Annotated in this window: 12 protein-coding genes, 7 tRNA genes and 1 pseudogene; 5 read left to right on the top strand and 15 right to left on the bottom strand. The window is 63.1% G+C overall.

From position 1 onward, the window contains the following. Nucleotides 1–57: 57 nt before the first annotated feature. Nucleotides 58–1,521, bottom strand: a complete 1,464-nt coding sequence (locus ACZ415_RS00590; RefSeq protein ID WP_344702858.1) for a sodium-dependent transporter — start codon at nucleotides 1,519–1,521, stop codon at nucleotides 58–60. A gap of 262 nt (nucleotides 1,522–1,783) precedes the next feature. Here ACZ415_RS00590 and ACZ415_RS00595 point away from each other — a divergent pair, with 262 nt between their 5' ends. After that, nucleotides 1,784–3,034 (top strand): M20/M25/M40 family metallo-hydrolase, encoded by a 1,251-nt coding sequence (locus ACZ415_RS00595; RefSeq protein WP_344702856.1) that lies wholly within the window; start codon nucleotides 1,784–1,786, stop codon nucleotides 3,032–3,034. Between the two features lie 132 nt (nucleotides 3,035–3,166). Beyond that, nucleotides 3,167–4,626, top strand: a pseudogene (locus tag ACZ415_RS00600) (SLC13 family permease). Nucleotides 4,627–4,756: 130 nt separating this feature from the next. Here the strand turns inward: ACZ415_RS00600 and ACZ415_RS00605 are convergent. After that, nucleotides 4,757–5,197 carry a DUF411 domain-containing protein gene (locus ACZ415_RS00605; protein ID WP_344702849.1) on the bottom strand — a complete coding sequence of 147 codons (441 nt, stop codon included), beginning with the start codon at nucleotides 5,195–5,197 and terminating at the stop codon, nucleotides 4,757–4,759. Between the two features lie 86 nt (nucleotides 5,198–5,283). Between ACZ415_RS00605 and ACZ415_RS00610 the strand changes: the two genes are divergently transcribed. Continuing rightward, a complete protein-coding gene (locus ACZ415_RS00610) occupies nucleotides 5,284–5,511 on the top strand; it encodes a hypothetical protein (RefSeq protein WP_344702847.1) in 228 nt (75 codons plus the stop codon). A gap of 29 nt (nucleotides 5,512–5,540) precedes the next feature. Here the strand turns inward: ACZ415_RS00610 and ACZ415_RS00615 are convergent, their stop codons facing one another. The 13 genes from ACZ415_RS00615 to ACZ415_RS00675 form a co-directional block, all read right to left on the bottom strand. Beyond that, nucleotides 5,541–7,034, bottom strand: a complete 1,494-nt coding sequence (locus tag ACZ415_RS00615; RefSeq protein ID WP_344702845.1) for an MFS transporter — start codon at nucleotides 7,032–7,034, stop codon at nucleotides 5,541–5,543. Between the two features lie 417 nt (nucleotides 7,035–7,451). Next, nucleotides 7,452–7,539, bottom strand: a tRNA-Ser gene (locus tag ACZ415_RS00620). Between the two features lie 106 nt (nucleotides 7,540–7,645). Then, complete coding sequence (locus tag ACZ415_RS00625) at nucleotides 7,646–8,179, bottom strand: YiiD C-terminal domain-containing protein (RefSeq protein ID WP_344702843.1); 534 nt, start codon at nucleotides 8,177–8,179, stop codon at nucleotides 7,646–7,648. 3 nt (nucleotides 8,180–8,182) lie between these two features. Beyond that, entirely contained in the window at nucleotides 8,183–8,743 is a 561-nt protein-coding gene (locus ACZ415_RS00630) for a nitroreductase family protein (protein WP_344702841.1), read from the bottom strand. Between the two features lie 46 nt (nucleotides 8,744–8,789). Continuing rightward, nucleotides 8,790–9,635 (bottom strand): NADPH-dependent 7-cyano-7-deazaguanine reductase QueF, encoded by an 846-nt coding sequence (gene queF, locus ACZ415_RS00635; RefSeq protein ID WP_344702839.1) that lies wholly within the window; start codon nucleotides 9,633–9,635, stop codon nucleotides 8,790–8,792. A gap of 41 nt (nucleotides 9,636–9,676) precedes the next feature. Continuing rightward, entirely contained in the window at nucleotides 9,677–10,450 is a 774-nt protein-coding gene (locus ACZ415_RS00640) for an ABC transporter permease (RefSeq protein WP_344702837.1), read from the bottom strand. After that, nucleotides 10,447–11,421, bottom strand: coding sequence for an ABC transporter ATP-binding protein (locus ACZ415_RS00645; RefSeq protein WP_344702835.1), 975 nt, complete (start codon nucleotides 11,419–11,421; stop codon nucleotides 10,447–10,449). The genes ACZ415_RS00640 and ACZ415_RS00645 overlap by 4 nt, the downstream gene beginning before the upstream one ends. Nucleotides 11,422–11,648: 227 nt before the next feature. Then, nucleotides 11,649–11,723, bottom strand: a tRNA-Gly gene (locus ACZ415_RS00650). Between the two features lie 52 nt (nucleotides 11,724–11,775). Continuing rightward, nucleotides 11,776–11,851: transfer RNA gene (locus ACZ415_RS00655), tRNA-Glu, on the bottom strand. Between the two features lie 18 nt (nucleotides 11,852–11,869). Beyond that, nucleotides 11,870–11,944, bottom strand: a tRNA-Gly gene (locus ACZ415_RS00660). 35 nt (nucleotides 11,945–11,979) lie between these two features. After that, a tRNA-Glu gene (locus tag ACZ415_RS00665) sits at nucleotides 11,980–12,055 on the bottom strand. An 18-nt stretch (nucleotides 12,056–12,073) separates the two neighbouring features. Further along, nucleotides 12,074–12,148 (bottom strand) — tRNA-Gly (locus ACZ415_RS00670). 23 nt (nucleotides 12,149–12,171) lie between these two features. Beyond that, nucleotides 12,172–12,247 (bottom strand) — tRNA-Glu (locus ACZ415_RS00675). Between the two features lie 185 nt (nucleotides 12,248–12,432). Between ACZ415_RS00675 and msrB the strand changes: the two genes are divergently transcribed. Continuing rightward, entirely contained in the window at nucleotides 12,433–12,831 is a 399-nt protein-coding gene (gene msrB / locus ACZ415_RS00680) for a peptide-methionine (R)-S-oxide reductase MsrB (RefSeq protein ID WP_344702833.1), read from the top strand. Nucleotides 12,832–12,949: 118 nt separating this feature from the next. Further along, the gene (gene ylqF / locus ACZ415_RS00685; protein WP_344702831.1) at nucleotides 12,950–13,909 is read left to right on the top strand and encodes a ribosome biogenesis GTPase YlqF; all 960 of its coding nucleotides are present in this window, start codon (nucleotides 12,950–12,952) and stop codon (nucleotides 13,907–13,909) included. Nucleotides 13,910–13,911 lie beyond the last annotated feature (2 nt).

Here is a 13,911-nt window from a genome sequence, read left to right on the forward strand (position 1 = left end):
TCGCATTTTTTTCATCGCCGTGATCGCCGCGGCTGTCGTCGGCGCCTGGCTGGTGCGCTAGCGCGCTACCGGTGCCCGGCCCAGCCGCGGACTCAGCCATTCGCCGGCTGCGGCCATGGCGACCAAAATCCCCAGCAACCACGGCCAGTGATCGGCAAACGTTACCTGGTAAAGGCCCAGCGCATCGATGAAAATCACCACGATGCCCAGAGGACTTACGTAGCGCACCATGAAAAGCCACAGCGCATACAGCGCCGGCGGCAGGGCCAGCTCCTTGCGAAAGAGCTCGCCGTCAAGCACAAAGCCGGCCAGCACCACCATGCCCAGCCCGCCCAGCGGCATCAGCAGGCGCGAGGTCAAGTAGTCCAGCCAGTCGAAGAAGTTCTTGCCCAAAAGCGTCCAGTCCGCACCGACGTTAAACGACAGCATCGCCAGGGTGCTGATCAGCCACAGCACGATACCCGCCCCCCAGGCCGCCTGGGGGCGCGAGAGCCCCTTGTTGTCGCACAGCCAGGAAAGCGTGGCCTCAATCATGGAAATCGACGAGGTCAGCGCGGCCATGGACAGCATGACAAAAAACAGCACGCCAAACAGCGTGCCAAACGGCATGGACTGAAACGCCAGCGGCAGGCTCATGAAAATCAGCCCCGGGCCTTCACCGGGGTCCATGCCGTTGGCAAAGATCGCCGGAAAAATCGCCAAGCCCGCCATCAGCGCCACCACGGTATCGGCAATGGCCACGCCGATGGCGGTGCGCCCGATGGAGGCGCTTTTCGGCAGGTAGCTGCCGTAGGTCAGAATCGCCCCGGAGGCCAGCGACAGAGTAAAAAACGCGTGCCCCAAAGCGGCCAGCATCCCCGCGCTCGACAGGCTGCCGGCGTCAAAGGCGAACAGAAAGCGCACCGCGTCGATAAAGCCGCCGGAAAACGCGCCGTAAACGATCAGCAGCAACAGCATCAGCACAAGCCCCGGCATCATCCAGCCAACGCTTTTCTCAATGCCTTTCTGCACGCCCTTGCCGACGATAAACATGGTGGCCACGGTCACCAGCGTGCTCCAGAAACCCAGGTTCAGCGGGTTTTGGTTGTTGGCGCTAAACACCGCCACCATGTCATCCACGCTTGTGCCGGCCAGGCCGCCGGTGAGCATCTTCCATACGTAGGCAAACGACCAGCCGGCCACCACCACGTAAAACGACAGCACCATAAAGCCGCAGAGCATGCCCATCCAGCCCACCAGCGACCACACAGAGCCGCGACCGGACTCGTTGACGACCCGACGAATGGCATCCACGGGGCTTCCGCGACCGCGACGGCCGAACGAAATTTCGGTCATCATCACCGGCACACCCACGGCAAAAATGCACGCCAGATACACCAGCACAAAAGCGCCGCCGCCGAACTCGCCGGTAATATAGGGAAACTTCCAGATATTTCCCAGCCCCACCGCCGAGCCGGTGGCCGCCAGTAAAAAGCCCCAGCGGCCCAGCCACTGCGCGCGTGGTTGTTGTGACGTCGTCATGGATACTCCGTTATTTGCGTGCGTTGTCCGGCCATGGCCTGTGCGCCGTAAGTGTAGGCGATTTTACCCGACCCGTAGCGCTGCGCCTATGGCCCGGCACGCGTTGCCCAAAACGGCGTGGCTGAACGCCTTGGGTTCTGCCCTTGTCGCCCCCACTCTATTGCCACTGGCAAAGGCAAGCGCCTGCCTTTTACAACCGTTCACTCCATAACGCTCCGCGCGCGCTTTCTTCGCGCCGGGGCGTTTGCCTTAAGGACGCACCATGAGTCAATCCCAAGCCCCCTGGAAACAGCCCATGCCCGCCGCGCAGTTTTCCCTGATGCGTGACATTCTCGCCGCGCCCAGCCCCGTGGGCCTGGAAGCGGCCATGACCTACGGCGTGCTCAAGCCGCACTTCGAGCGCTTTGCCCCCAAGGGCTGGCAGGTGCATCAGTTCAAGGGCAACGCCGGCATCGTGCTCGATACCCACCCCGGCCGTGACGACATGTTCAAGCTGATGCTCATCGGCCATGCCGACAAAATCCGCATGCAGGTGCGCTCTATCGGCGAAGACGGCAAGATCTGGATCAACACCGACTCCTTTCTGCCCACGGTGCTCATCGGCCACGAAGTCAAGCTGTTCAGCGAAGACCCGGAAAAACCCGGCGAGTACCGCTGCCTTGAGGGCGGCACGGTGGAAGCGCTGGGCGCCATCCACTTCTCTGACCCGGCCCAGCGCTCAGGCGAAAAGGGCATCAAAAAAGAGCAGATCTATCTTGACCTGCAGATTCACGGCGACAACAAAAAGCAGCAGGTGGAAAACCTCGGCGTGCGCCCGGGGGATTCGATTATTTTCGACCGCCCCATCCGCGAAGGCTTCAGCCCGGATACCTTCTACGGCGCCTACCTGGATAACGGCCTGGGCTGCTTTGCCACCGCTGAAGTCGCCCGGCTGATCGCCGAGGCCGGCGGCACCGACAGCGTGCGGGTGATGTTTGCCATCGCCAGCTACGAGGAAATCGGCCGCTTCGGCAGCCGCGTGCTGGCCGGCGAGCTCAAGCCCGACGCGCTGATCGGCGTAGACGTCAACCACGACTACGTGGCCGCCCCGGGCATCGGCGACAAGCGCATGCAGCCGCTGGAAATGGGCAAGGGCTTTACCATGTCGGTGGGCTCGATCGCCAGCGAACAGCTCAACCGCGTAATCGCCCAGGCCGCCAAAGCGAACGACATTCCGCTGCAGCGCGATATCGTCGGCGTGGATACCGGCACCGACGGCATGGCCGGCGTGCTGGCAAGCGTGGACTGCGCGGCCACGTCCATCGGCTTTCCCATCCGCAACATGCACACCATCTCGGAAACCGGCAACACCCGGGACGTGCTGGCGGCCATTCACGGGTTGACCCACGCCATTCAGGCGCTGGACAAAATGCCCGATCTGGACCGCGCATTTCTGGACAACCACCCACGGCTGGACAACGCCCGGCCGCTTGACCACCAGGGCTGCGAAGCGCCGCAAAGCGACGACGAATAAGCCCCGGCAAGGTGGCATCCTTCGCGCCGTTCGCGCGGCCAACACACACTCGCTGCCCTGCGTTCGCGCCGGCCCCAACGGGCCGGCCAGCGACGCTTGCCCCGGCAGCCGCAAATACTCCGGGAGACACTCATGGGAGAATATGAACAAGCGCACGAAAACGCTTCCGGTTCGGGCACTGCTGCACGTATCGGCCTGATTCTGGGGCCTTTGTGGCTGCTGATCGCATGGATTTTGCCGGCCCCGGCCGGCATGTCGGAGCCTGCCTGGTCGTGTCTGGGCATTGCGATGCTGATGGCGACCTGGTGGTCCACCGAAGCCATTCCGATTCCGGCTACTTCGCTGCTGCCCCTGGTGCTGGTGCCGGCGTTTGGCATTGACACCGTCAAGGCCACCTCGGCCAGCTACGCCAACCCCATTATCTTTTTGTTTCTGGGCGGCTTTCTGATCGGCATCGCCATGCAGCGCTGGGACCTGCACCGGCGCATTGCCCTGCTGGTATTGCGCCTTGTCGGCGCCCAGCCCCGGCGACAGATTGCCGGGTTCATGCTGGCGACGGGCTTTTTGAGCATGTGGGTGTCCAACACCGCCACCTCGATTATGATGCTGCCCATCGGCATGTCCGTGATTACGCTGCTCGATGACAGCGATCCCAAAGAGCTTGCGCGCTACGCCACCGCGCTGCTGCTGGCGATTGCCTACTCCGCCAGCATCGGCGGTATTGCCACTCTGATCGGCACGCCGCCCAACGCGCTGCTGGCGGGCTATCTGCTCAACGAGCAAAACATCGACATCGGCTTTGCCCAGTGGATGCTGGTCGGCGTTCCCGTCAGCCTTTCCATGATGGCGCTGGCCTGGCTGTGGCTTAGCCGCGGCGGCTTCAACATCAACACCGGCAAGGACAGCGGCGCCATGATCCGCCAGGAGCTTGAGCGCCTGGGCCGCATGAGCCGGGCAGAAAAGCGCGTGGGCTGCGTGTTTGTGCTGGCCGCGCTGGCCTGGATCTGCCGCCCGCTGCTTAACAGCGCCGGTCTCGACTGGCTTTCGGATACCGGCATTGCCATCGCCGCCGGCATTGCGCTGTTTCTGATTCCCAGCGGCCAGCACAGCGGCCAGCGCCTGCTCAGCTGGCCGGAGGCGGAAAAGCTGCCCTGGGGGGGTGCTGCTGCTCTTTGGCGGGGGGGCTGGCGCTGGCCGGGGCCATTACCCAGTCAGGGCTGGCCGACTGGATCGCCGAGCAGCTTGCCCTGCTCAGCGCAGTGCCGCTGATTGCGCTGATTGCCGCTGTGGTGCTGGTCATTATCTTTCTGACCGAGGTTACCTCCAACACCGCCACCGCCGCGGCCTTTCTGCCGCTGCTGGGTGCTCTGGCGGTATCCATCAACCACGAGATACTGCTGATCACGGTGCCGGCCGCCATTGCCGCCAGCTGCGCGTTCATGATGCCGGTGGCCACGCCGCCCAACGCCATCGTGTTCGCTACCGGGCATCTGAAAATCCAGTCCATGATTCGCGCCGGTTTCGCCCTCAACCTGGCGGGCAGCGCCGTTGTTACCCTGCTGGTGTATCTGCTGATTACGCTGCTCTGGTAGCGCTTTGCCCTGCGTCGCTGGCGCCATGAAACGCGCAAGCGATCAACAAAGCCTGACAAGCCCGGCCCGCACAGCAGCGCGCCCCCGGTGGCAACCACCGGGGGCGCGCTGTATCGCCTTCGCGTTCGGCTTAAAGCGTCATGTAGGGCGCGGCCTCATGTTCGCTGAAGGTATAGACGTGATACGGCTCGGTTTTGGCCCCCGGCATACCCGGCGTGCCGCTGGGCATACCGGCAAGCCCGATGCCCGCGGTATCCGGCGCGTCGTCGAAAAACGCATCCAGCGCAGCCATCGGCACATGGCCTTCTACCCAATACGCCCCCATTTTAATCGTATGGCAAGAGCCTCGGCCGTAGGGTATGCCGGCCTGTGTTTTCACATCTCCCATATCCCTGTCACTGATCACGGTAACGTCAACGCCGTGTTCTTCCAGATGGCGTGCATAGCCGTCGCAGCACAGGCACTGGGGATTTTTATAAAGCGTGGCGGTTGCCGGCAGCGCGGCCTGGGCGGCGGTAGCGCTCAGTGAGGTCAGTCCTGCCAGCAATAGCGGGGTGAATACGCGACGCATGGCGTTCTCCGTATAAGTTCATTGATCAGCCCGGCGCTTTACGCCACCTATCGCGGCCTGCCGGCGTCCGGCTGAGCTTACAACCTATGGGCAACCCGCAGGTCAAGGATCACGGGGCTGAAAATAATGCGCGCAAACATCGCCGCTCACACCCGTTTGAACGGCGCGATAGCGCGAAAAATACCGGTTTTGCTCATATCCCGGCGCAGGGTAAACGCCTCGATCGCCGCGACCGGATCGATATCCGCCAGCGCATCGAAATGCACCCGCTCCCAGCAATCGCGCGTTACCTTGACGCGGTAATGCGCCGCTGAAGTCGAAATGCCATACGCTCCTCTTTTGCCTACCTGTCTGCCGGCATGGGCGCACTGCGCGCCCGCTCGCGCTGATCCTTAAGCGCCACGACCAGCGACATGGCAATCACCAGCGCGATAATGCCAAAGCCGCCGGCCGCCGCTACCGGCCAGGAAACCCTCTCCAGCAGCGCAAACACCGCCGCGGTGATCACCGCAATGCCGATGGATGTGCCGATGCGCTGGCCGGTTTGCATGATGGCGCCGGAGCTGCCGGCGTAGGCCAGCGGCACCTCGGCAAGCGTCAGCGCCTGATTCGGGCTGACGACCGCGCCCTGGGCCGTCCCCACCAGCGCCAGCGAGGCCATCAGCCACCAAGGGCTGATGTAGCCGCCGGCGTGCAGCAAAATAACGACCATACACAGCAAAAGCCCGGTAATCGCACAGCACAGCCCGCCGATGACCACCTTGCGCCCGTAGCGGGACACCCGCTTGCCTGCCCAGTTGGCCGCAATAGCGGACATCAGCGCCGAGGGAATCCCCACCGCCCCGGCCTCAATGGCCGAACGGCCGATGCCTTGCTGCATGTAAAGCGCCACCAGCACCCAGATGCTGGTCATGCCCAGAAAATACAGCGTCATGATCAGCGAGCCGTTGGTAAAGCTGCGCGTAGCGAAGATATCCAGATTGACCATGGGGCTGCATCCCTGGCGCTCATAGTGGCGCTCCCAGCGCACCCAGATCACCGCCAGCGCGATGCCCGCCGGCAGCCATAGCCAGGTCAGCGGCGCGGTACGCGCCTCCATGAACGGAAACAGCACGGCAAACACCGCAAGCCCGAGCAAAAGCGAGCCCACCGGGTCCAGCAGCCGGGCGATATGCAGCAGGCGATGCGAAATACCAACGCGGCCCCGCGGGCCACGATCCAGCAGCGGCCGAGGAAACCAGGCAAACGCCAGGATCAGCGTCAGCACGCCGATGGGCACGTTGACCAGAAACGTCAGCCGCCAGCCGATGTCCGCGCCGCCAAGTTCGATCAAAAGCCCGCCAAGCAGCGGGCCGATCCCTACCGATACGCCTACCACGCTGCCAAAATAGCCAAACGCTCGGCCGCGTTCGCTACCGCGGAAATACTGCTGGATCATGCCCACGCCCTGAGGGTTCAAAAGCCCCGAGCCCACGCCCTGAACAAAGCGCGCGGTGTTCAGCGCCGTGGCGTTGGGCGCCAGGCCCGAGGCAATGGACGCCGCGGTAAAAAGGGCCACCCCGATAATGAAAATACCGCCACGGCCCATGATATCCCCGGCCCGACCGGCCGCTACCAGCACAACGCCAAACGTCAGCGCATAGCCTGAAAGCACCCACTGCAGGTCAGACTGCGACGCGCCCAGCCCTTTTTGCACCGCCGGCAGCGCCACGTTGACGATACTTACGCTGATCAGCGACATGGCGATGGCCGACAGCAGCACTATCAGTACCCGCCAACGCACCGGGTCCTGGGTGATATCAATATCTCTTGATGTCGTTTCAGACTGCGCTTGCACGAATCCACACTCCCCTGCTCGCTGAAAACCCTGCCGGCGCCCGAATAACACCAGGTCACACGCAGCGCCCGGGCGGCGGTATCCGCAGCGCTATGATAGATGCGCAGGCCCCTTTCAGCCAGAAGGCGTACCCGCTTGAGGCGCCACCACGCGGCGTGTGCACGATTTTTGAAGTGCCCGCCGGGACCGGCGCAGAAAAGCGAAAATCCGCGATGCCAGGTGCCAAAGCAGGTGGCCTTGCACAAGAAGGCCTTCAAGTAAACCGAGCTGGGTATGTGGCGTGCGATGCCCGGGCCCTATTGAAAGAAGCCCAAAAGGCCAGATGCTAAAAGGCCGATGCCAATGGGAAGCAGCGTGCGGATGGAAACAATACAGGCAAAGAAAAAGCCGCTGAAGTCAGCGGCTTAATCAAAAATCTGGCGGAGGAGGAGAGATTCGAACTCTCGAAGCCTTTCGACTTACTCACTTTCCAGGCGAGCTCCTTCGACCACTCGGACACTCCTCCGCAATCTGTTGTTCTACGCGCTGCAGGCGCTTGCCTTTATCCGCGAGAACGGCGCGTATAGTAATGACTCCCACAGGAAATGGCAAGGAGTTTTTACCGCTGGCCGCTAGAGCCGTCCGTTTGCTGCCGGCAACACCACATAGCGACCGCTGGCATCAAGGCAGCACGTATCACCGCTGAAGACCGTCTGGCGCAGGATGATGCGCCCTTTGCCGCCAGCGCGCAGCGATTGGGCAAGCGCGGCACCGGCGGCGGCATCAGCGGGAAAACAGGCCAGCCGGTAGTCCGCTGTAACCGGGGCCACAAAGCGCTGGCTGGCTTCGGCCACCACCACGCTGCGAGCCAGCCCCCGGCGGCGCAGCCATAGTGTAAGCCAGCACCAGCCGGCAAGCGTCGTCTGGGCAGCCAGCGCCCCGCCAAAGCCGGTGCCCTTGTCATTCAGGCCGGGGGCCAGCGCCAGCGACCAGTGCAGGCAATCGCCTTCCCGGCGCATATCCGTGATGCCCAGCTCGCCGGCAAGCGGGATGGCCTTTTGCAGCCAGTCCTGAAACGTTGCCATATCGTCGTCGCGGCCCGTTTCGGGCAGCGGGAGCGGCGGGTAAGCGATGCCCGGCGTGCGCTGTGGCTGTGGCTGTGGCATACGTTAGTCCCAGCGCTCAACAAAGTCGGCGGTATCATGCTCGGCCACCGGCTTGTGCCGGCCGCCGAGCGTACCCAGGTAGACAAAGCCGATCAGTTCATCGTTTTCGTCAAGCCCCAGGCCTTTGTGCACGACCGGATCGAAGGCGTATCGGCCGGTGCGCCACATGGCGCCAAACCCTTGAGCGTGGGCCGCCAGCAGAATACCGTGCCCGGCGCAGCCGGCGGAAAGCACCTGCTCAAGCCTGGGCACGCCGGGCACATCCGGCGTGACACGAGCCACCACGGCGATCACCATCGGTGCGCGCAGGGGTTTTTTACGCGCGGCGGCAAGCACGGTGTCGCTGGCGTCGGGGTCTGCCTGAAATTCAGCCTCGGCGTAGAGCTCGCCCAGGCGCTCGCGGCCTTCACCGGTGAATTCGATAAAGTGCCAGGGGCGCAGCTCTTTATGATCAGGGGCGCGCAGGGCCGCCTGATAGATCGCCTCAAGCGCCTCGCCTTTCGGGGCCGGCGCGCCCAGCTTGCCCATTGAGCTGCGTTTATGCAGAAGCGTCATTGCATCCATCAGTGCCTCCGTTCAAGCAGTAGAAGGCGCTACTCTAGCGCGGGGGTTACTGCCGCGCCAGCCGCAGCGGGCTCGGCGGGCGCAGGCCCGGCGTGGCGCGCCAGGGGCTGATATCCAGCCCGCCCCGGCGCACGTAGCGGGCCAGTACCAAAAGCTCCTCGGGGGCGGCTTTGGCCATCAGGTCGGTAAATATCCGCTCGACGCAGTGCTCGTGAAAGCCCTGGTGCTGACGAAAGCCTACCAGGTAGCGCAAAAGCCCTTCGCGGTCGAGTGCCGACCCGCGATAGCGCACCATCACGCTGCCCCAGTCGGGCTGGCCGGTCACCGGGCAGTTGGATTTCAACAGGTGCGAGTGCAGGGTTTCTTCGACGATCTCGTCGCTGCCCTCGGCCAGGCGCAGGTGCTCGGCGCTGGGCGTGTAGTCGTCAATGGCGATGTCCAGATCATCGATGCACTCGCCGGGCAGCCGGCGCGGGGTGAGCGCCGCGTCGTCCACGCCGAGCAGGTCAACGCCCACGCGCCCGCCCGCCGCGGCGGAAAGGTCGCGCTCAAGGGTAGCGGCCACCTCGGCGCTATCAGCGAAGCGCGTCTGGTTGAAGCCGTTGAGGTAGAGTTTGAACGACTTGGACTCGATCAGGCTGGGTGCGTCCGCCGGCAGGCGAAAGCGCCCGACCGCGATCACAGGCTTGCCCCGGGCGTTGAGCCAGGAAAGCTCGTAGCCGTGCCATTCGTCCTCGCCGACAAACGGCAGCGCAGCGCCTTCAGCCAGCCCCAGCGCGGCTCGGTTTTCTGCCCGGGGCAGAGGGAAAAGCAGCGAAGCATCGTAGCGGTCAGGATAGGCAGCGCTGCGCCCCAGCGGGGCATGTTCCAGGCTTGCAGGCGTCGCGTTCATGGCAATTTCCTTGTGTCTGTGCAAAAAGGCACGATCGGGCCTTAGCTGCGAATGCCGTAGCCGCGCTCCAGCATGATCAGCGCGATGGTATACAGTACGGTAATAAACGCAAACGAGGCCGTGAGCGCCCAGACGGCGGGAATGTCCGAGACGCCGAGAATGCCGTAGCGAAAGGCGTTGACCATATACAAAATCGGATTGAGCATTGATACGCTCTGCCAGAAATCCGGCAGCAGCGAGATGGAGTAAAACACCCCGCCCAGATACGTCAGCGGCGTCAGCACAAACGTCGGCACAATGGAAACGTCGTCAAACTTGTTGGCCAGCAGCGCGTTGATAAAACCGCCAATGGCAAACAGCGCCGAGGTCAGCATCACCACCAGCAGCGTCATCAGCGGATGCGCCACGGTCAGCTGGGTGAAAAACAGCGACACCACGGTGACAATCGCGCCCACGCCCAGCCCGCGCGCCATGCCGCCCAGCACAAAACCCGAGAGCACCACCCAGCTGGGCATGGGCGAGACCATCATCTCTTCCACGCTGCGCTGAAACTTGTTGGAGAAAAAGCTCGACGCCACGTTGGAATAGCTGTTGGTGATCACCGCCATCATGATCAGCCCGGGGACGATGAAATCCATATAGCTGAAATCATCCATGGTGCCGATGCGCGAGCCGATCAGGTTGCCAAAGATGATGAAATACATCGCCATGGTGATCGACGGCGGCAAAAGCGTCTGCGGCCAGATACGGGTAAAGCGCTTGATTTCCTTGACGACCAGCGTCCACAGCGCGACCAGGGTCTGGGTGGCGTTCATGCGCTTGCCTCCTTTTGCTCGCTCGGCGACGCGTTTTGGCCGGCATCGTCTGCGCGGTCGTTGACCATGGATACAAACATTTCTTCCAGCCGGTTGGCGCGGTTGCGCATGGACGTGACCTCGATGCCCTGCCGGCTCAGCGCCTCAAAGATGCTGTTGAGCCGCTGGCCGCGACGGATGACCACCGCCAGCTGGGCCGGCTCGCTTTGGTAGACCTCAAAGCCTTCGATATGCGGCACCGCATCCAGCGGGCGGGTCAAATCCAGCAGGAAGGTTTCCGCATTCAGCTCCGCCAGCAGCCGGCGCACGCTGGTGTTACGGATGATATCGCCGTGATTGATAATGGCGATGTTGCGGCACAGGCTTTCGGCTTCTTCCAGATAGTGGGTAGTGAGGATAATCGTTGTGCCCTCTTCCCGGTTGATCCGGCGCATGTACTCCCACATGCTGCGCCGAAGCTCGATGTCTACCCCGGCGGTGGGCTCGTCAAGAATCAACAGCTTGGGCCGGTGCATCAGCGCCCGGGCGATCATCAGCCGGCGTTTCATGCCGCCGGAGAGCATTCGCGCGCTGCCGTTACGCTTGTCCCACAGGCCCAGATCGCTTAAAAGCTGCTCGGCCCGGGGCAGCGCTTCGCGCTTGGGCATGCCGTAATAGCCCGCCTGGGCGATGACGATATCGATCACCCGCTCGAACTGGTTGAAGTTGAACTCCTGGGGCACCACGCCCAGCTGGTACTTGGCGCGGGCGAAGTCGCGGTCGATATCAATGCCGAACAGCGATACCTGCCCGGCGGTTTTCTGCACAAGCGAGCACACCACGCCGAGGGTGGTGGACTTGCCTGCCCCGTTAGGGCCCAGCAGAGCAAAGAAATCGCCCTGCTCCACGTCCAGATCAATACCTTTGAGTGCGTGAAAGCCGTTGCCGTACACCTTGGTCAGGCCACGGATCGACAATGCCGGTTCGGCCATGAAACTGTCCTGTCAGCAGGGGTGAGACACATGTGAAGCGTTTGCGTGAAGCGTTAGCCGCCTTTGACATTAGGGCATTTGCCAGCTTTTCAAGGCGCAGGGCTGCGAGCGGGCGGGCATCGGCGGCAAACAGACACGCCAAATGCGACCGTTAGCAAAGCTAATGTCGTGATCAAACAAGGCGTGAAACATCGATAGGTACGGCCGGATGCGGCCTTGACTGCGCCTGGAGCGGGAAAGGAGATTCGAACTCCCGACCCTCGCCTTGGCAAGGCGATGCTCTACCGCTGAGCTATTCCCGCAGCGCTTGGTGTGGCACGACGCTCAACGATAGCTGATACGACGTGTAGCGAGTGGCGTCCCATAGGGGGTTCGAACCCCTGTTACCGCCGTGAAAGGGCGGTGTCCTGGGCCACTAGACGAATGGGACACAGGTTGACCGGCTGACTGGAGCGGGAAAGGAGATTCGAACTCCCGACCCTCGCCTTGGCAAGGCGATGCTCTACCACTGAGCTATTCCCGCACGGTGCTGTCGTCAGACGGCTGCTCGCTGCCGGTTGGCGTCCCATAGGGGGTTCGAACCCCTGTTACCGCCGTGAAAGGGCGGTGTCCTGGACCACTAGACGAATGGGACGCTGTATAACAACCGAACTGGAGCGGGAAAGGAGATTCGAACTCCCGACCCTCGCCTTGGCAAGGCGATGCTCTACCACTGAGCTATTCCCGCAAACCGATACCTGACGTGACAAGTGGCGTCCCATAGGGGGTTCGAACCCCTGTTACCGCCGTGAAAGGGCGGTGTCCTGGACCACTAGACGAATGGGACGCGGTGCCGCCTCGTCGAGGTGGCGCGTATAGTACTCAGCGGGGTAAAACGTGTCAAGCGTTTATCTTTGCCACCCTCGGCGTTGGCGATACGGCGCGTTATCCTCAAAGGCAGGAATCCGGCAAAGACAGGAACAATTTGCCCGGAACACGCGTCGTACTCGTTCATCACCACAGGAGAATCCGATGGCCAAACTGGAAAAAACGCCCGCACAGTGGCGCGAGCAGCTTACCGCCGAGCAGTACCGGGTCACCCGAGAAAAAGGCACCGAGCGCCCTTTCACCAGCGACTGCGACGCACACAGCGGTCAGGGCCTGTACCACTGCGTATGCTGCGACGCACCGCTTTTTGAAAACGAGCACAAGTTCAATGCCGGCTGCGGCTGGCCCAGCTTCGACCGCCCGCTCGGCCGGCAAAGCGTGGAAGAACACTTCGATACCAGCCACGGCATGAGGCGTACCGAAGTCGTCTGCGCCCGGTGCGATGCCCACCTGGGGCATGTCTTTCCCGACGGCCCGCCGGACACTACCGGCCTGCGCTACTGCATCAACGGCGTAGCGCTGGACTATCGTCCCGACGAGTAGCGCGCCTTTGCAATATATCAGCCGCCGCAGACCAGCCAGCCCGGGCGCCTTCTGGTAAACTGAGCGCCCGTTTTTTATCGCGCCGCCGGGCGGCGCTGGAACCCCTCAGGAGAATGCCATGCTGGGCTGGTTTCCCGGTCATATGAACAAGGCGCGTCGCCAGATCAAAGAAGCGCTGCCCGAAATCGACGTGGTGATCGAGGTGCTCGATGCTAGGCTGCCCTACTCCAGCGCCAACCCCATGCTGGCCGAGCTTGCGCGGCACAAGCCGACGTTGAAAATTCTGTCCCGGGCGGATCTGGCCGACCCCGAGCGCACCGCCGAGTGGGTCGCCCATTTTGACGCCCAGCGCGACACCCGGGCGCTTGCCATCACCGTCACCAACCCCCGCGAACTCAAGCAGATACCCGCTGTTTGCCACACGCTTGCCGGGCACGTGCGCGCCGACCGCGACGTTCGGGTGATGGTCATGGGCATCCCCAACGTGGGAAAGTCCACCCTGATCAACGGCCTGGCCGGGCGCAAGATCGCCAGGACCGGTAACGAACCCGCGGTCACCAAGCGCCAGCAGAAAGTGCCCGTCGGCCAGCGCGTAGCGCTGATCGACACGCCCGGCGTGCTGTGGCCCAAGATCGAAAACCAGGCAAGCGCCTATCGCCTGGCCGCCAGCGGCGCCATCCGCGATACCGCCATCGACTATATCGACGTTGCCGTTGTCACCTGTGCCGAGCTGGCACGGCGCTACCCCCACGCCCTTTGCGCGCGTTACAAGCTGAAAACCCTGCCCGCCTACCCGGGCAGCGAGCGCGCAGCACAGGCAAGCGTGGACAGCGACGGCCCTGCGCGCCCGGACTTTCTCGCCGCGGCCGGCTTTGACGGGTACGCGATTCTCGATGCCATTGCCCGCAAACGTGGCGGTCTGCGCGCCGGCGGCGTGGCGGATATGCATCGCGGCGCCGAAGTGCTGCTCCACGAGCTGCGCGACGGCAAGCTGGGCCGGGTCACGCTGGAAACGCCGGCCGACATACCCGCACCCGAGACGTTCACCGGCGCCGACGATACCGCTGCCGACGCCTGACC

This window comes from Halomonas cibimaris (genome assembly GCF_055379665.1).